Source organism: Aidingimonas halophila (assembly GCF_900106955.1).
In the GTDB taxonomy this organism is placed as follows: Bacteria; Pseudomonadota; Gammaproteobacteria; order Pseudomonadales; family Halomonadaceae; genus Aidingimonas; species Aidingimonas halophila.
In genome coordinates this window covers 42,888-60,916 of record NZ_FNNI01000008.1, presented here as the reverse complement: position 1 = coordinate 60,916, position 18,029 = coordinate 42,888, and the positions used below count along the sequence as shown (strand labels likewise).

The following is an 18,029-nucleotide window of genomic DNA, read 5'->3' as shown; positions in this document are numbered from 1 at the left end:
CGTCGATCCGTAGGCTGACATCGTCGTGGACAACGGAAAGAGATCAGGGATGGATCAAGCAAAGCTCGGCGATCGTGTGAACTGTTCCTGCACGGGCGGCCCCCACCGTATCGTGACCGGCGCCTCGAGCGTCTTCGTGGATGGCGTGCCGGCCGCTCGGGTCGGCGACAAGAGCTCCTGTGGTGCCACCATCACCACCGGCCTGGACTGGTACAGCGTCGAGGGCGCCCCGGCCGCCATGCGTGGCAGCGCCACCTCCTGTGGCGGTGTCGTCGAGGCGAGTTCTTCCGTCAAGACGGGGAGTCCGTCGCAGGTGGGTCGCTTCGACCTGGGTGGGCAGGGCGCGGCGGCGAGTACCGGTGCCACTCCCTCGGAACAGGCGTCGTCCGGCAAGCACGAGACGGCGCCCCGGAATCCTGATTCGGCGAGTGAATCGAACGGCCCCCGTGACGATGCTGACGATCACGAAGTCAGCCGTGACAAGGAGGGGGTGGATCCCGGCTTCGTCATCGTCCGCAAGCTGACGTCCCGAGCCGAACTCAAGCGTGATCTCCTGCCCGCAGCCACTCCCGATGTGGACGCCATGTTCGAGCGCCTCAACGGCCATCTGGGCGATGTCGTGCTGCCGGGCTCGATGGTCGTGCTCAGCGATCCCGACAACCAGCAGTGTCAGGCCGACGAAGCCCGACTGATGGATGAGGCGCGCAAGGTGCAGGACACGGTTCAGCGTCTGGAACCGCCGCAGGCGCAAGCGATGGTCGATCATTGGGGCGCGTTCGAGGATATCGCGCTGACCAGGGAGTCCGAGAGCACCTCGTCCGATGCCTCGCTGTCATCGGCATCGACCGCCGTCGGGCTGATCTCGTCGGCGGGACAGAACCTGTTCAACCGGGTACGTAGCGAACTCGACGATTTGGCTGACCTGTACCAACGCACGCTGGATCCGGCGGTTCGCCAGTCGCGAGAGGAGTTCCACAGCCTTCGCCAGGCCGCCTTTCAGCGCATCGATGCCGCCGTGCCGAGCTGGCTACGCCGTCCACTGAATCTCCCCGCCACCGGCGAAGCGTTGAAGCAGAAGATCGGTGTCGAAGCCCGTCAAACCGTTCACCACTTACGAACGGCGACGGAAGGTTTCCAGAAATTCGAGATTCCCACCGTGTCCGAGGCGGTAGTTCGTGTCGGATTGGCCTCCAAGCTAAGCAGTATCGGAAGTGCCGTTGGCGTCGGATTGGATATAAAAGCGACTCAAGAAACAATCGCCAATGCCTGTACCCAGGATCGTGAGCAGGAATGCCAGCGTATCCAATATATCGAATATGGGAAGCTGGCGGGGCGGGTGGCAGGTGGTGCTTTGGGTAGTGGTGTCGCGGTCAGTCGTGGAGTGTGCTTTATCGTCAGCTTTGATTTTCGAGGTAGGTTGACATGTGGTGTAGCCGTTGCTGGTGCAGGTTCCTATGGTGGGGCAAAAGCTTTAGAACTTATTGGTGGAGAAGTAGGTAATTATATATACGAAGTGGCATATCATGAATGATATAATAGATCAGGTTACCAACGTGCTTGGGTGGACAGGTTCTCTACTCGGTGTAATTGGTTTTTTTCTGTTGGTGATAGCTTGCCTCGTGTCATTATTTAAAATCGATGAGGCTGATGATTATTTTGGACAACTGGCCTCACCTGAACAGCTTCATCTCAAGGGCCTACCATTCTCTTTTAGCAGGATGGGGGTATATGGATTGGCTATCCTTTTTTGGGAAACAAGAATCGCAAAAAAAATGTTTTCCCACGCTGATAGAAAGTTGATTCATGATTCACCTTTGAGGCTGAGAAGGCTGTTGGTCTACCTATACGCCAATTGCTTTATATGTTTATTGTCCGCATCTTTTTTTATATCGCTTCGCATTGTAATCAAGATGCTATAATCACTCTAAGTGAATGCTAAGGTTATTATGATAACAATCAGCTGGTTTGAATATTAAGTAAATATCTTGATTCCTAAAGGGCACTTAATTAATGGTGGGACGCAATAGCGACTCGGGAGAATATTACTGACGCCTGCACCCAAGGTCGTGAGCAGGAATGCCGGCAAATTAAGTATATCGAATACGGGAAGCTGGCGGGGCGTACATTCGGTGCAGCTATTGGAGCGGCCGCTGGTAGTGAAATGTGTATGGTCATCAGCATGACCCCCTCCGGCAGGATTGTGTGTGGTGTTATTTCCACAAGCGTAGGTACATACGGAGGCGCTAAATCATTGGAACCGGCAGGTGAAGCCGCCGGGGAGTTTATATTCGAATCTTGGGGGAGTGATGGCAATAGTTGAATCTACCCTAGGCTGGATAGGAACTTTCCTGGGAGGGCTGGGTTTATTATTGCTCATTGCCGCCTGTATTATTGCTTTGTTCAAAATCGACGAAGCTGACTACTATTTTGGCGAGTGGTCTGCTCCCGAGAAGAAATACTTTAAGGGCTTGCCTTTTTCGCTTTCCAGAATGACCTATTATGGGATGGCGATATTATTCAAACGAAACCAACTTGTAAAGCGATTTTATATTAAAGACAAGGAACACCTTATTGATGAGGCACCTAGAAAAGTGAAGTTGATATTGGTTTGGGTATATACAAGCTGGATATCTTTAGGAGTGTCTAGTGCTATAGTCATCTACCTCAAGATGTTGGTTGAAAAAATCTGAACTGTTGGTAAAAAAACTGTCTCAAAGAAATTATGAAGCGAACAATATACAGTATAGATCAAAGAATTGATTATTTGCCGGATGATCAGTGTAGTCGGCACGGTTCTTTGGGAACCCCAGGATCCGGACGAGTGAACTTGGTTTTTTCGCTAGTTCCGAGAGGAAGGCTCACTTGTGGAGTGATTGCTGTACCAGGTGGAGTTATTGGTGGACAAACAGGTAGTGAGAAAGCAGGCGAACCATGGTGTGACTTACTGCCCCATCAATTCATCTAGACTGCGGAATGCCAGCTCCCAGGGAAGACGTCTGCCGTTGGTGCGCATGCGTTCATACGCATCCTTGGCGTCTCTGATTGATAGGTACTGATGTTGCACCAGTTGGTTGATAACCCAGATCGTGCCCATCACCACTACACCTTCTTGCTCTGCTACACCTCGGAGTCGCTGGTCGCCGGTAAGTAGTGGACACTGTTCTTGCTTGGCGAGGGCCAGTGCAAAACAGTCATTGCTGCTGACACCGGTGGCATGGGCAATCAATCCGGCAGCATATTGAAGTGACTGAGGGCTAAGTTCGCGCTGCGATAACCCCATCTCCAACAGGTAGCCATGCTGGTTCTCCAACTCTTCGGCAAAGAGAACATCGGGGACGCTGAAATGGTAGGGAAGCTGGAACAACCTCTCCAGCACCCTACCCTCTTCCAAGTCAATCAGTATGTTGGCGTCACTGATCAGCAACTGCATCCAGCTGCTCCAGCTTCCGCTCTTGATGGAACTGCATCAGGGGCATTCCTATCAACTCTGCCGCCTTGGACTCTCCGATAATACTTTCACCGAGCGCTCGGTAGACGAGTTGCTGGAACGTTAAGGTGGTTTCCGGCGGATAAGGACGACCTGGTTCAACCTTATTCCAGCGGTTTTTCGAGAACTGAATCACCATGCCGCGATGTACCGCCGGCGAAATGATGCCAAGATCCTTGGCACGGAAGAGACAGGCTTTCATGCTCAGCCCATATTCCATCTTCAACAGATAGAGCTCCTTTGGCTCTAGACGATGGCGTGTTTCGCCGAGCTGCAGGCGCATCGGCTCCCCAGGAAGCAAAAATGCGCCGGCAAATCGGTTACAGGCTTGCTCCTCATCCAGCGTAGCCGCCAATCGTCCCTGCAACAGTAGGTGCCCTAGTTCATGTGCCAGAGTGAAGCGCTGACGATCTCCCGGCCAGTTGGTTGAGACGACGATAACGGGCAGTCCCGCAATCTGCGCTTGGAGACCATCGAACTTAGTGTGTTCATCGACATCCGTCATGATGACGAGGATACCTCGGGCCTCGAGTTCATCAACGAGGTCCGGGATAGGATTTTGACCTAGCTGCCAGCTTGACCGCACGCCGTCGGCGATGGCTTCTATCTCGTCGAGGGTGTCAATCCGCTCTGGCAATCCATCTGGTAACACAAAATCGGCTACCGGGAAGTTCGGCCACAGGTTTGCGAGCTCATGCCAACGCTCCGCCTGGTCCAACACATCTGCGTGGACACGCTTGAGAATACCTGCCGGCATCGATGAGCGCTTGCGATACTCCACCTCACCGAGCTCGACCTGCACCGGGCGGAAGAAATACTCAGTGCGAACGCCAAGCGCCTTGGACAGCTTTATCAAAACACTGGAGCCGGGCATGTTTTCATCATGCTCGTACTTCTTGATCATATTGGCACTGACGCCGGCATGCTGTCCCAGAGCCAGCATCGATAAACCAGCAGCGGCGCGGGCGCGTTTCAATCGCTCTCCGATCATGCTGACCTCCAGGGTTTATGAATTTTATTATTTTATAGTATATGTAAACCTTTCCCTACTCAACCTGCGAGATGGTCAGAGCGAGCAATCTTGGTCTGGGTCAAACGCGTACTGCTCCCCAGCCGTTGACCGGGGCTCGTTCCCGATGAGATCAGCACCGAAGGGGGCGCGAAGGCATCGCACATAATCTGCCGCTGGAAGTTCCATGGATGATGCCCCGATCGCCAAGCTATCAAGACGCGATTGCTCGCTCTAGTTTTGTTATGTTATAACTTACACCGTTTTATCGGAGGTTCATCACCATGGTGCACCGCACTCACCGGCATCGCCCCGAAGGGCCCTGCCACTTTTCACTGATGTCCCTGTCGGCACGCCGCCGGCTGTTGCTGGTGCTGGCGCCACTGGCACTGCTGTGGCTGGCCGTCGCGTGGGCAGCAGGATGGTTAGCCTGATGTCACATTTGCAGCTTCACGACCTGCAGTTGGCGCAAGGCGGTCGCACGGTACTCGAACACCTCGAGGGCACCTTCGAGGATGGCGCGATCACGGCGTTGATCGGCGCCAATGGCGCCGGCAAGAGCACACTGATCCAGGCGATCATGGGGATGCTGACACCCATTGCCGGCCGGATCGATTGCGATATCCCTCGCGAACGTCGCGCCTGGCTGCCGCAGGAATTGCCGTTGGATCTGACCTTCCCGATGAGCGTGGAAGAGTTGATCATGACCGGCACCTGGCCCAGTCACGGCGCGCTGAAGGGCTATTGCGGGCCACACTATCGCCAGGCACGCGACGTCATGAGCCGCCTCGGTATCTCGTCGCTGGCCCACCGCCCGCTGGGCGAACTCTCCGGCGGCCAGCGCCAGCGGGCTCTGCTGGGCCGCACCCTGATGCAGGAAGCGGAATTGCTGCTGCTCGACGAACCGTTCGCCAACGTCGACCGCGAGACCGTCGAGGTCATCACCCAGGTACTGCGCGACATGGCCGCCAATGGCACCACCATCATCGTGGTACTGCATGATCTGGAACAGCTCGCCCGCCTGGCCGACTGTGTGCTGGTGCTGGCCGACGGCCATGGTCGTTGGAGCACACCCGCGGAGCTTATCGAGCGTCAGCATGGCCATCCCATGCCGCAGACCAAACCCATCCTGCCCTTTGCCTTTCCGGACCCGAGCTGATGCTGGCATTGCTTGATTCTGTCTTTCTGATCCCCTTCGACTACGGCTTCATGAAACGCGCCCTGATCGCCAGCCTGGCGCTGTCACTGGCTGCACCGCCACTCGGCGTGTTCCTGATGATGCGCGGCATGAGCCTGATCGGCGATGCCATGGCACACGCTATCCTGCCGGGCGTGGCGCTCGGCTTCCTGTTGGCTGGTTTCTCATTGCCGATGATGAGCCTGGGAGGTGTACTCTCCGGGTTATTGGTGGCCGGCCTGGCCGGCAGTGTGTCGCAGATGACCGGCCATCGCGAAGACTCGGCCATGGCCAGTTTTTTTCTGATTTCGCTGGCTGCCGGGGTCATGCTGGTATCGGTGTGCGGCAGCAGTGTCGACCTGACCCACGTACTGTTCGGCTCGATCCTCGCGGTGGACACCACCGCGCTGGTGCTGATCGCCGGCATGAGCAGCCTGATCGTGATCCTCATCGCGGTGATGTTCCGGGCCCTGGTCGTGGAGTGTCTCGACCCCTTGTTTCTGCGCGGTCAGGGCATCAAGAGCGGTCGCGTACATGGCCTGTTCCTGGGCTTGGTCGTCCTCAATCTCACCGCCGGTTTCCAGACCCTGGGCACGTTGATGGCAGTCGGCCTGATGATGCTACCCGCGACCACGGCCCGGTTCTGGAGCAAGCGTCTGGAAGGGCTGATCGGCATCGCCATCGGTGTCGCGATCATCGCCAGTCTCGGCGGTCTGCTGCTCTCTTATCACCTGTCGCTGCCGTCCGGCCCCGCGATCATCATGCTGGCCGGCATCGGTTATGTGCTATCGGCGTTGCTGGGACGCCACCACAGCCTGCTGGCCAAACGCCGTCGTACCGCCACCCCGCTCGAGGCTCAGGAACCAGGTTGACCCGTTCCCTCATATCCATCAGTCATCTCAAGGAGGAATCTCCATGTCACACCGTCCTACAGCCACGTCCCTGCTGAGTGCCGGGCTGCTGGTTCTGGCACCGTCGATGGCCAGTGCCGACCTCAAAGTCATCGCCAGTTTCAGCATCCTGGCGGATATGGTCGACAATGTCGGTGGGGAACATGTCGACGTCGACCCGCTGGTGGGCGCGGAAGGCGACACCCACGTCTTCTCGCCCAGTCCACGCCATGTCCAGGCGATCGCCGATACCGATGTCGTGGTTTTCAACGGCCTGCAGTTCGAAGGCTGGATGGAGCGCTTGATCGATTCCAGCGATTACGATGGGATATTGGTCACGGCCACCGACGGTATCGAGGCATTGGACTACGATCACCACGACCACGGCGACCACGGCGACCACGATGATCACGACCATGGCGATGTCGATCCCCACGCCTGGCAGGATCTGTCACTGGCCACGACCTATGTCGAGAACATCCGCGACGGCTTGATCCAGGCCGATCCGGACAACGAAAGCGACTATCAGGACAACGCCGAACGCTATCTCGACGAGATCGAGGCGCTGGATACGGATATCCGTGAGCGCCTCGGTGAGCTCCCCGAGGGCAGCAGCGTCGTCACCGGTCACGACTCCTTTGGTTATTTCTCCGATGCCTACGGCGTACGCTTCCTCTCCCCGGCGGGGCTGTCCACCGAGGCCGATTCCTCCGCCTCGGACATGGCCGAGTTGATCGACCTCATTCGGGAACAGAACATCCAGGCCCTTTTTCACGAGAGCATGACCAACCCATCCACTCTGAATCAGGTCGCCGAAGAGGCCGACCTGACCATTGCCGGTACTCTCTACGCCGATGCCCTGGCCGAAGAGGGAGACGCCAGCACCTATCTCGGCATGATGCGCCACAATGCCGAACTGCTGCATGCAGCACTGGCCGATGCCGAGCCCGCCCCGGAGCATGCGGATCACGGTCATGATCATGGCGGCGGGCACGATCACGAGCATTAAGCAAAGTTCCGGAAAGCCAACTACGCTACTAAGTCGACTCGCATCCCTGGCACCTAAGTCATCTCCTAAGCATCAGCCTTGCCCGGCGACGTCTTCGCCGGGCCATGACGACCTATGACAGGAGGCAAGAATAATGACGGATGCACCTCGGCTCGCCATACAACACGCCAACCTGAGCCGCCGTGGCTTTCTCGGCGCCGCTGCTGCCACCGGCGCTGTCGCCGCGCTCAAACCCAGCGGGTTGCTTGCCCAGGACGACAGGCCCTGGGATGGCTCGCTGGTTTCCTATCCGGATCCCGCCTTCGAGATCATCGATGACCGTTTTGCGCCCTACCGGTTGGCCAATGCCGCCGTCGAGCGGCTGGCCACCGGCTTTCGATGGGCGGAGGGGCCGGTCTACTTCGGCGACGGCGGCTATCTGGTCTGGAGCGACATCCCCAACAACCGTCAGATGCGCTGGCTGGAAGCGACCGGTGAAGTGAGCGTATTCCGCGAACCCTCGAACTTCTCCAACGGCAACAACCGCGACCGCGAAGGCCGGTTGTTGACCTGTGAACACGACACGCGCCGGGTCACCCGCACCGAGCACGATGGCAGCATCACGGTGATTGCCGAGGAGTACGACGGTAAGCCGCTCAACGCCCCCAACGATGTCATCGTGCATCCCGATGGCGGTATCTGGTTCACCGACCCGGGTTACGGCATCCTCATGAATTATGAGGGGCATGTGGCCGAATTCGAGTTGCCCGAGGCCGTCTATCGGATCGATCCGGACAGCGGCGATGTGGAAAAGATGGCGGAAGTCGAAAAGCCCAACGGTATCGGCTTCTCCCCTGACTATTCCCGGCTTTATGTCTCTGATACCGGCGGCACTCACAAGGAGGATCACCCCCATCAGATCCTGATGTGGGACGTCGTCGACGATGGCGCCCGCATCACCAACGAACGGCAATTCACCGATGTCGGCGCTGGGTTCGTCGATGGATTGGCCGTCGATGTGGACGGCAATCTCTGGTGTGGCGCGATCTTCGGCGGCTTGTTCGATGCCGACGACCATGACGGTGTCCACATCTACGCTCCCGATGGCGATCTGATCGGCAAGATCCACCTGCCCGAACCCTGTGCCAACGTCTGCTTCGGCGGCAAACGCCGTAACCGGCTATTCATCACCGGAAGCCAGTCACTCTATTCGGTCTATGTCGAAACACAGGGGGTCGCAGTATGGGCCAACGATAACTGAGCCCGTTCGGCAGTCTCGCCGGCCGAGAGGTATTGGGCGCTGCCTTCGGGTGGCGCCTTTTTTATGGGACCATGCCGGTCACGAAACGCATGCAAGGAAATGCCATGCTCGAGTTGCGTGATGTCAGCAAGTCCTATGCCACGCCCCAGGGCCCGTTGTCAGTATTGCGTGGCGTCAGCCTGCAATTGGCGGCCGGCGAGAGCCTGGCCTTGATGGGTGAATCCGGTTGCGGCAAGTCGACGTTGTTGCATCTGGCCGCTGGACTCGACACACCCGACAGCGGGCGTATCTGGCTTGCCGACCGGGCGCTGGACGCCATGAACGAGGCACAACGATCGGCATTGCGTCGTCATCGCCTCGGGCTGGTATTCCAGGCATTCCATCTGGTGCCGACACTGACGGTCAGCGATAACCTGCGACTGCAGGCACGATTGGCAAAGCAGGAAGTACCGGACTGGTCCGTGGAACTCCTTGAGCGCCTGGGCCTCGCCAAGTACCGGGACCACTACCCGGAACAGCTCTCCGGCGGGCAACAGCAGCGGCTTGCCATTGGTCGGGCACTGGCGGTACGCCCCAACCTGCTGCTGGCCGACGAGCCCACCGGCAATCTCGATGAGCGCAATGCCGACGATGTGCTGGCCTTGCTCATGGAATTGGTCGTGGAGACGGGCTCTGCCCTACTGCTGGTGACACACAGTCCGCGGGTGGCCGACCCCATGAACCGCTGTCTGCGATTGCACCACGGGCGACTGGAGACGATCGAGCCGTGAGCCTGTCCGCCTATCGCACCGCCCTCCTCACGCTGCTGTCGCACTATCGCCGCCATCCCGGCCAGCTAGTCATGCTGGTGATCGGCCTTTGGGTGGCCAGTGCGCTCTGGAGTGGCGTGCAGGCGATCAATGCCTCGGCACGCGACAGTTACGCCCGTGCCGATGCCCTGTTCAGCCAGCAGCTTGACCGTGTCGAGCGGCGGGACGGCCAACCACCGAGCCATGATGACTTCCTGGACCTGCGTCGCGACGGCATCCCCGTTTCACCAGTGGTCGAAGGCGAGGTCACGTTGAAGGATGGTCAGCCACTCACGGTGATGGGCATCGACCCGCTGACGTTGCCTGGCGATGCCGGCATGGCCGCCGGCCAGCGCAGCGATACACTGACGGATTTCCTGCGCCCGCCCTATCGGACCCGTCTGGCGCCGGAGACGCTATCTGCCTTCCCTGGTGGCACGAACGCCACGCCCGAGCTGGTGTCGGGCCGGGAGCTGCCTCCTCTGACCCCCGACCGCACACTGCCACCGGAACTCGCGATCATGGATATCGCCGCCGCCCTGGCACTCCTCGACCGATCAGAGCCGAGCCATCTCGTCATCGCGCCGGAGGCAACGGTGACCCTGCCCGACACCTGGGTACGACAGCGAGCCGACAATCTGGCCGCGCCGGGGCAATTGACCGACAGCTTCCACTTGAACTTGACGGCCATGGGCTTGCTGGCGCTCGTCGTCGGGCTGTTCATCGTCCATGCCGCCCTCAGCCTGACACTCGAGCAGCGTCTGGGGCTGCTGCGCACGCTACGGGCACTCGGTGTGACAGGACGTGCGCTGGTGATGCTACTCGCCGCCGAGCTGCTGTTACTGGGGCTGGTCGGCGCGCTTACCGGGATCGTCAGCGGGGTCTGGCTCGCCCAATGGCTGTTGCCCGATGTCGCCGCCAGTCTTCAAGCGTTGTACGGCGAACGTCTGGGCAGTGAACTGACCCTGCCCTGGCATTACTGGCTGGGCGGCCTCGCGGTAACCCTGGGCGGGCTGCTGACGGCCGGCGCCAGCACGTTATGGCGCGCCGCTCGTCTCGACATCCTGGCCTTGGGGCAATCGCAGGCATGGCACGGCCGCTTTCGTCGTCAGCTCGCTGCCATGGCGTTGGCGGGCAGCTTACTGTGGTTGACGACGACGGCACTCTGGTGGTGGCTGCAACAGCAACCACCCCGCCAGGGATTGACGCTCGGTTTTGTCATGATTGCGACCCTGCTGCTGGGCAGTGCCCTGTGGCTGCCGCCGTTATTGTCTGCCATCTTGACGATAGCGGCCCGTGGCCTTCGACATCGCCCTTTGGCACAGTGGGGGCTGGCCGATCTGAACTTGCAACTGCCTCGACTGTCGGTCGCGATGATGGCTCTGATTCTTGCATTGTCTGCCAACCTCGGTGTCGGAAGCATGGTGGGCGGGTTTCGCCTGACCTTCCTCGACTGGCTCGACCAACGTTTGGTGGCCGATCTGTACCTGCGTCCGCCGGCTGAAAAACACGGAGCGATCACCGACTGGCTCACTGAACAGGATGCCGTAGTGACACTCCTGCCCACCCGACGCAGCGATACCCAGCTACTCGACACGCAGGCTCGGTCCGTGACACAGTCCGTTGGCTTGTACGGCATTACGCCCGAGCCGCAGTTGAGGGAGCGCTGGCCATTGCTCGACACACTGGCAGACGACGATCCCTGGCGGGCCTTGCAGGCGGGTGCCGTGATGATCAACGAGCAACTCGCTCTAACCACCGGGCTCTCCCCCGGCCAGCAGTTGACCTTGCGCACCCCACAGGGACCGGTGGCGTTTCCGGTCGCTGCAGTGTATGCCGATTACGGCAACCCACGCGGAGAGATCATGCTGACGACCACACGCCTGACCGACCAGTTTCACGCCCCACCGGGGGCGATCGGCATCCTGCTGACACCGAAAGGTCAGGCAGAGATCGAGGCACTGAGCGATGCCCTGGGGCAGCGGTTCGGTCTAGGCCGTGACAGCCTGACCGATCAGAAGGCCCTGAAACAGCAATCGCAAGCGGTGTTCGAACGGACCTTCGCGATCACACGCGCCTTGAATGGGCTCACGCTGGCCGTTGCCGGTATCGCCCTGTTGACGAGCCTGCTGGCCCAGGCGCCACAGCGTCGCCGACAACTGGCTCCCGTCTGGGCGGTGGGAGTCCCGCGTCATACCCTGATCGTGACCGGCCTGTTCCAACTCGGCGGTGCGGCATGCCTGACGGCCGTGCTGGCCGTCCCCCTGGGGCTCGCGCTAGCCTGGAGTCTGGTGACGCACATCAATGTCGCCGCCTTTGGCTGGCGGCTACCGCTGCATATCTTTCCCGGACAAATCGCCACGACCCTGACACTGGCACTGGGCGTGACACTGTTGGCGGCTCTGCTACCTGCCTGGCGTCTCCGGCGTCTGCCACCCAGGCACTTGCTGAGGGAGTTCGACGCCTCATGAGGTTCGGTGGATTCAAGCGACTCCGTCGTTTCAGCACCTCTCGCCGACTCTGGGTCGCCCTGGTATTGCTGGCGCTGCTGGCTGCGGTTCTACTGCTGCAACAACGCAGCGAGCCACCCGACGAGGACAGCGGGAACGGTTATGCCGGTCTGGGCGAAGACGCCATGGAATACGCTCAGGCAGAACCGAGCCACAGCCTTCAGTTTCCCGGGGACCACGGGCCGCACCCCGACTATCGGATCGAATGGTGGTATCTCACCGCCAACCTCGAGGATGAAAATGGTGAACCGCTGGGCATCCAGTGGACACTTTTCCGTCAAGCGCTGGCCTCACCGGATGACGAGGACGATGACAGCGACTCCCCTTGGTCCACCGACCAGTTGTGGATGGCCCATGCCGCCCTTTCCACACCACAGGACCACTGGTTTGACGAACGTTTCGCGCGTGGTCGCCCGGGTCCGGATCAGCAGGGGCAGGCCGGTGTCACTACCGAACCGTTCTCGGCCTGGCTGGATGACTGGCAACTCATGAGCCGCGACAGGGATAGCGGCGATCTGGATAGCTTGAGCGTCACTGCGCGTGGAATCGACGATGACAACACCTTCGGCTATCGGCTCGACCTGACCGCCGAAGGACCACTGGTACTGCACGGCGTCGATGGTTTCAGCCAGAAGACGGCCGATGGCCAGGGCTCGTTCTATTACAGTCAGCCGTTCTACCGAGTCGAAGGGCAGGTCGAAATCGACGGGGAAATGCGCAATGTCAGCGGACGCGCCTGGCTCGATCGCGAATGGAGCAGCCAGATCATGGGGCCAGCCCAACAAGGCTGGGACTGGTTTTCGCTGCACCTGGCGGATGGCTACAAACTCATGGCCTTTCGCCTGCGGGGCGGCGGAGAGGACGGTGGTGATTATCTCTCCGGTAGCTGGATTTCGCCCGATGGCAACGTTACCAACCTGGATGACGACGCCATCGAACTGATCCCGACCGAACATAGCGAGATCGAAGACCGCGAGATTCCTACGCAATGGCGGTTACGACTCCCCGGCCAGGATCTCGATGTGACGGTGAAAGCCCGTCACCCGGACCGCTGGCTGGACACTGTCTTCCCTTACTGGGAAGGGGATGTCACGGTCGAAGGCAGTCACTCGGGTATCGGCTTCCTGGAAATGACCGGCTATTGATCTTTTTACACACTGACACGGAAACACCACGGACCCATGCAACTGCTGGATGCCATTACCGCCTTCATCCGTGTCGCTGAACAGGGCAGTTACACTCGTGCCGCCGAAGCACTGGATCTATCGCGCACTCGGGTCTCCCGCCAGGTGATGGAGCTGGAGGAGCATCTGGGCGTGCGATTGATTCAGCGCACGACTCGGCGGTTGCACCTCACCGAGGCTGGAGAGGTTTACCTGGCGCGAGCTCAGGGTATTCTTCAAGCGCTGGAGGAGGCCGAAGCGGAAGTGGGACGCGGCACTACGGAGCTCAGTGGTCGACTGAGAGTCAACGGCCCGATGAGCTTTGGCACGCGCCATTTGGCGCCACTGGTGGCACGTTTCATGGTCGAACATCCGGAACTGGAGGTACGGCTCGACCTCAACGATCGCCGAGTCGACCTGCTGGAAGAGGGTTATGATCTGGCGATTCGTATTGGCAGCCTCCCCGACTCAAGCCTGGTGGCACGTCGTTTGACCCGCTGCCGTCTGCTCCTATGTGCCTCGCCCGGCTACCTGGATATGCATGGCGAACCGCATCGCCTGGAGGATCTAGAGCATCACCGCTGCCTGCACTACCGTACCGGAAGCAGCGGTGGCGACTGGCAGTTTGGTGGCCGGCAACTTCCCACCCGTGGTCCCCTGGAGAGCAACAACGGCGATGTCCTCACCCTGGCCGCCGAGGCCGGGCTGGGCATCGCCCAACAGCCCAGCTTCCTGGTCACCGAGAGCATCCGGTGCGGCCGTCTGGTCCCCCTGCTCACTCGGGAATCTCCGGTGTTCCTCGACGTGCACGGTCTCTACCCCGCCCGCAGTCACCTTCCAGTCAAGGTGGAGCGTTTCCTGGACCGGCTTGCCGAGGCCTGGGGCGATCCACCGAGTTGGGAGCGCGAGTTAGGCCTGGCGTGACATTCATTGTCGCGTATTTCGCAACACTCATTTGCTTTTACAAGAGATTATCTCGATTCATATCACAGCTAGAGTGGCAACCATCAAGACACACACTGATATCTGATGGAGATCACGACCATGACCACTCAAGCCACGCACCTGACGACCGACAACCTCCAACCCCATGCCATCGCCCTGCTGCGCATCGCGCTGGGTGTCATGACCTTGGCCCACGGCTTGCTCAAGGTATTCGTCTTCACGATTCCCGGTACCGTCGGCTACTTCGAATCCCTGGGCCTGCCCGGCGTCCTCGCCTACCTGACCATCCTGGCGGAAGTCGGTGGCGGCTTGGCTCTGATACTGGGCCTATTCACGCGCTGGGTCAGCCTGGCGCTGGTGCCGGTGCTTCTCGGGGCAGCCTGGGTCCACTTGGGCAACGGCTGGATGTTCTCCAACGAAGGGGGAGGCTGGGAGTTCCCGATATTCTGGGCCCTCGCTCTGCTCGTGCAAGCGGGACTCGGCAGCGGTAATCTGACGGCAATCCGCCGCTTTGCCTGAAACGAACGCCAACGTCGCGCCTGCCTTGGGTGGGCGCGCCTTTACCAGGAGGGTCACCATGCTACCCAGCCTCTTCATCTCCCATGGCTCGCCGATGCTGGCCCTGACCGAGACACCGGCACACCACTTCCTGCGGCACTTTGGTCAGGAACTGCATCCCACGGCAATCGTGGTCGTCTCGGCCCATTGGGCCAGCCGACGACTCATGGTCAGCACCAGCCAACAACCGGAAACCATTCACGACTTCGGCGGCTTTCCGCAGGCGCTCTTCGAGTGTCAGTACCCGGCCCCGGGCGAGCCCGAGTTGGCAAGACGGCTGGCACGGGAACTCAACGCCGCGCCGGTGGAGCGCGGCCTGGATCACGGCGCCTGGGTGCCGCTGTCATTGATGTTTCCGGAGGCGAATGTGCCGGTCGTCTCACTGTCATTGCCCACCACATGGTCCAATGCCGAGTTGGCGACCCTCGGTGACCGACTGACCACCTTGCGTGACGACAACATCCTGGTGATCGGCTCCGGCAGCCTGACCCATAACCTTCACGAACTGCAGGCTCAAGGTGCCGACATGCCGGCCTGGGTGAGCGAGTTCACCGACTGGATCGAAGCACGCCTGGCCGAAGATGATCGCGCCGCCTTGCTCGAGTGGGAGCAGGCGCCCCAGGCTGACCGGAACCACCCCACCCCCGAGCACTTTCAGCCGCTTCTGGTGGCCATGGGGGCCGGTGGTCCAGCCCGGCGCGTCCATCACAGTGTGGAGCATGGGGTGCTGGCAATGGACGTCTACGCGTTCTACTGATTTGCACGGCGACGCCCGTGCGTCGCCTTAGTGACGTGCACGAAAGAGCTGCTCCCCGGGTGCAATGTCGTTACGGAGCCTATCGCACAAGTCCGAATCGAGTTCAGGGTCGTCCGGGGACAACAACCCACATGTCTTGAGCGCTCGCCGCACGCTCATCTTTTCATCCAGACGTTCATAAACGACGCGCACGCAGCTAGGCATACGCTCGCTATTATCGGCAACTCCGAGTTTGAGTCCCGTCAAACGATGCACCTGGCTTCGGAAGCTGGGGAACAGGATGGTCTGGGTCACCTCGTTACCGTTGAGCGTCTCGTGATCGATCAGGAAAAGACGGTCCGCCAGGCGGAAAGCGAGACCGTGATAGCGGTTGTGGCAGGTGCGAGCACCAGGACGCACCCGCATGCGCTCGGTTCGTTGGTAGACCACGCCATGCTCGCGGGCCTCCAGGCAGACCAGCGTACGGATCAGGTGACCGGGCCGGGACATCGAGTGGTAGTACTCGAAGTAGCACCCCAGATAGCGCCCCATGTCGTTCTGACCTCGGGTCAACAGCTCACTCGGCCACTCCGGGGGCACCCCGGAGGCCGCCGCACGGGCATCGCGGCCCGCCTGGACCAGTGTACGAAATTCCGAATGGGGCAGGTAGAGCTCGTGCTCCTCGACGCCGAACAGGGCGCAGATGCGCTGCATGACGACGTGACGCGGGCGGTAGCGACCGCTGAGGTAGCGGTTGAACTGGGAACGATTGATATGCAGGCGCCGGCAGACCTCGGCAATGGAGGGATAGTAACCACACAGCAGGCGCAGGTTCGCCACGAAATCGTCTTGCATGCCATTGGCTCCGGGCCACTACACCAACCGGTATGGTGCAGTCTGATGCACTTTGGTATGCCAAGTATGCACCGCTATGCATCAGTGCGCCAAGTTTCCTCAATACGATCAACTGTTTCAATCAAGGAGCGCTATCACTAATACAATATCGGAGACCCATAATGCTTGAACTGCTCAACGAGCTCCTCTGGGGCAAAATCCTTCTCGTCCTGCTGGTCGCCGTGGGCATCGGCTTCACCGTGGCCTCGCGCTTCGTCCAGTTTCGCTACTTCGGCCGCATGTTCCAGATACTGGGGTCCGGCCAGGCCTTCCGTCATGACAAGCATGGCCACCTCAGCAGTTTCCAGGCGCTGGTGCTGTCCGTGGCCGGTCGCGTGGGTGGCGGCAACATCGCCGGCGTCGCCGTGGCCATCACCCTGGGGGGCCCGGGGGCGGTGTTCTGGATGTGGCTGGTCGGCCTGATGGGCATGGCCACGAGCTTCCTGGAATGCACCCTGGCCCAGACCTTCAAGCAGCCCCAGGGTGACGGCACCTATCGCGGCGGACCGGCCTATTACATCGTCAAGGGTCTTGGCCGCAACTGGCGCTGGCTGGCCGGCTTCTATTCCGCGCTACTGCTGTTGACCTTCGGCTTCGCCTTCACCGCCCTGCAATCCTACGCCGTGTCGACCTCTTTCAACGACGCCTTCGGCGTGCCGGTTCTCTACAGCGGTATCGCCCTGGCCATGCTGGTCGGCCTGATCATCTTCGGCGGCATCAAGCGGATAGCCCGCATCTCCGAAGTGCTCGTGCCGTTCATGGCCGTGGGCTACCTGACGATCGCACTGATCGTGGTTGGCATGAATGTTGAGCGCCTGCCCGAGGTGGTAACGCTGATTGTCCAGAGTGCCTTCGGCCTCGAACCGGCCATCGGCGGTGGTATCGGTGCCGCGCTCATGATGGGACTCAAGCGCGGGCTGTTCTCCAACGAAGCCGGCCTGGGCAGTGCGCCGAATGTGGCTGCGGTGGCTTATGTACCGCACCCCGCCAACCAGGGTGTCGTTCAGGCCTTTTCGGTGTTCATCGACACCCTGATCATTTGCTCCTCCACCGCCTTTTTGATTCTGCTCAGCGGTGCCTATGAACCGGGAGCCAGCGGCAATGTCGAGGGAATTGCCCTGACCCAGGCAGCGTTGGCCGACCATGTCGGCGAGTGGGGGCGCTCCTTCGTCAGCGTGGCGCTGCTGCTGTTTGCCTTCAGCACCATCCTCTATAACTACTACCTGGGCGAAAACAGCCTGAACTTCTTCAGCCGCGATAACCAGAACCTGTTCAACGCCTTCCGCGTGGCGATCGTGCTGCTGGTGTGCTGGGGTGCCACCACCAACCTGGACTCAGTATTCGGTTTTGCCGATGTGACCATGGGCTTGCTGGCGGTCACCAACCTGGTTGCACTGATTCTGCTGTTCAAGAAGGGCCTGCGCATCCTCAAGGACTACGACGATCAGCGTCGCCAGGGCGTGGCCCAGCCGATCTTCGACGCCAACAAGCACCCGGACCTGAACCTCTACCCGCAGGCCTGGGATCTCGAGCCAGAGGACATGGAGCGCCTGCATGCCAGCAGCGCCAAGGCGACCCGTGCCCCCATCGCTGAATGATCTACGCCTGTCCTGCTACCGCGCC

The 18,029-nt window shown here is 60.2% G+C and carries 17 protein-coding genes; 14 read left to right on the top strand and 3 right to left on the bottom strand.

The annotated features are described in order from the left end of the window. Nucleotides 1–49: 49 nt before the first annotated feature. A complete protein-coding gene (locus BLW01_RS15600; RefSeq protein WP_092571378.1) occupies nt 50–1,531 on the top strand; it encodes a PAAR domain-containing protein in 1,482 nt (493 codons plus the stop codon). 775 nt (nt 1,532–2,306) lie between these two features. Next, a complete protein-coding gene (locus BLW01_RS15590) occupies nt 2,307–2,690 on the top strand; it encodes a hypothetical protein (RefSeq protein WP_092571375.1) in 384 nt (127 codons plus the stop codon). A 251-nt stretch (nt 2,691–2,941) separates the two neighbouring features. Here BLW01_RS15590 and BLW01_RS15585 read toward each other — a convergent pair whose 3' ends face one another. Continuing rightward, nucleotides 2,942–3,430 (bottom strand): PIN domain-containing protein, encoded by a 489-nt coding sequence (locus tag BLW01_RS15585; protein ID WP_092571373.1) that lies wholly within the window; start codon nt 3,428–3,430, stop codon nt 2,942–2,944. Beyond that, nucleotides 3,411–4,478 carry a helix-turn-helix domain-containing protein gene (locus BLW01_RS15580; RefSeq protein ID WP_092571371.1) on the bottom strand — a complete coding sequence of 356 codons (1,068 nt, stop codon included), beginning with the start codon at nt 4,476–4,478 and terminating at the stop codon, nt 3,411–3,413. Before BLW01_RS15580 ends, BLW01_RS15585 begins: the two co-directional genes overlap by 20 nt. Nucleotides 4,479–4,780: 302 nt before the next feature. Between BLW01_RS15580 and BLW01_RS18520 the strand changes: the two genes are divergently transcribed. From BLW01_RS18520 to BLW01_RS15530, 11 genes are all read left to right on the top strand, one after another. After that, entirely contained in the window at nt 4,781–4,930 is a 150-nt protein-coding gene (locus BLW01_RS18520; RefSeq protein WP_175529869.1) for a hypothetical protein, read from the top strand. Then, entirely contained in the window at nt 4,930–5,655 is a 726-nt protein-coding gene (locus BLW01_RS15575; protein WP_092571370.1) for a metal ABC transporter ATP-binding protein, read from the top strand. The genes BLW01_RS18520 and BLW01_RS15575 overlap by 1 nt, the downstream gene beginning before the upstream one ends. Then, on the top strand, nt 5,655–6,545 hold the full coding sequence (locus tag BLW01_RS15570) for a metal ABC transporter permease (RefSeq protein ID WP_092571368.1): 891 nt from the start codon (nt 5,655–5,657) through the stop codon (nt 6,543–6,545). The genes BLW01_RS15575 and BLW01_RS15570 overlap by 1 nt, the downstream gene beginning before the upstream one ends. Before the next feature lie 43 nt (nt 6,546–6,588). After that, nucleotides 6,589–7,572, top strand: coding sequence for a metal ABC transporter solute-binding protein, Zn/Mn family (locus BLW01_RS15565; protein ID WP_092571366.1), 984 nt, complete (start codon nt 6,589–6,591; stop codon nt 7,570–7,572). Between the two features lie 133 nt (nt 7,573–7,705). Further along, nucleotides 7,706–8,812, top strand: a complete 1,107-nt coding sequence (locus tag BLW01_RS15560; protein WP_092571364.1) for an SMP-30/gluconolactonase/LRE family protein — start codon at nt 7,706–7,708, stop codon at nt 8,810–8,812. 104 nt (nt 8,813–8,916) lie between these two features. Continuing rightward, a complete protein-coding gene (locus tag BLW01_RS15555) occupies nt 8,917–9,582 on the top strand; it encodes an ABC transporter ATP-binding protein (protein ID WP_092571362.1) in 666 nt (221 codons plus the stop codon). After that, nucleotides 9,579–12,071: an FtsX-like permease family protein gene (locus BLW01_RS15550; protein ID WP_229806524.1), complete on the top strand. Its 2,493-nt coding sequence runs from the start codon at nt 9,579–9,581 to the stop codon at nt 12,069–12,071. Before BLW01_RS15555 ends, BLW01_RS15550 begins: the two co-directional genes overlap by 4 nt. Beyond that, entirely contained in the window at nt 12,068–13,255 is a 1,188-nt protein-coding gene (locus BLW01_RS15545) for a lipocalin-like domain-containing protein (RefSeq protein WP_092571360.1), read from the top strand. Before BLW01_RS15550 ends, BLW01_RS15545 begins: the two co-directional genes overlap by 4 nt. Before the next feature lie 36 nt (nt 13,256–13,291). Next, entirely contained in the window at nt 13,292–14,197 is a 906-nt protein-coding gene (locus BLW01_RS15540; protein ID WP_092571358.1) for a LysR family transcriptional regulator, read from the top strand. A gap of 120 nt (nt 14,198–14,317) precedes the next feature. Further along, nucleotides 14,318–14,737: a DoxX family protein gene (locus BLW01_RS15535; RefSeq protein ID WP_229806525.1), complete on the top strand. Its 420-nt coding sequence runs from the start codon at nt 14,318–14,320 to the stop codon at nt 14,735–14,737. A 58-nt stretch (nt 14,738–14,795) separates the two neighbouring features. After that, the gene (locus BLW01_RS15530) at nt 14,796–15,533 is read left to right on the top strand and encodes a DODA-type extradiol aromatic ring-opening family dioxygenase (protein WP_092571354.1); all 738 of its coding nucleotides are present in this window, start codon (nt 14,796–14,798) and stop codon (nt 15,531–15,533) included. 27 nt (nt 15,534–15,560) lie between these two features. On the opposite strand, the gene BLW01_RS15525 is transcribed toward BLW01_RS15530, so the two are convergent. Next, nucleotides 15,561–16,367 (bottom strand): helix-turn-helix domain-containing protein, encoded by an 807-nt coding sequence (locus tag BLW01_RS15525; protein ID WP_092571352.1) that lies wholly within the window; start codon nt 16,365–16,367, stop codon nt 15,561–15,563. Nucleotides 16,368–16,528: 161 nt separating this feature from the next. Here BLW01_RS15525 and BLW01_RS15520 point away from each other — a divergent pair, with 161 nt between their 5' ends. Then, a complete protein-coding gene (locus BLW01_RS15520) occupies nt 16,529–18,004 on the top strand; it encodes an alanine/glycine:cation symporter family protein (protein ID WP_092571350.1) in 1,476 nt (491 codons plus the stop codon). Nucleotides 18,005–18,029: the final 25 nt, after the last annotated feature.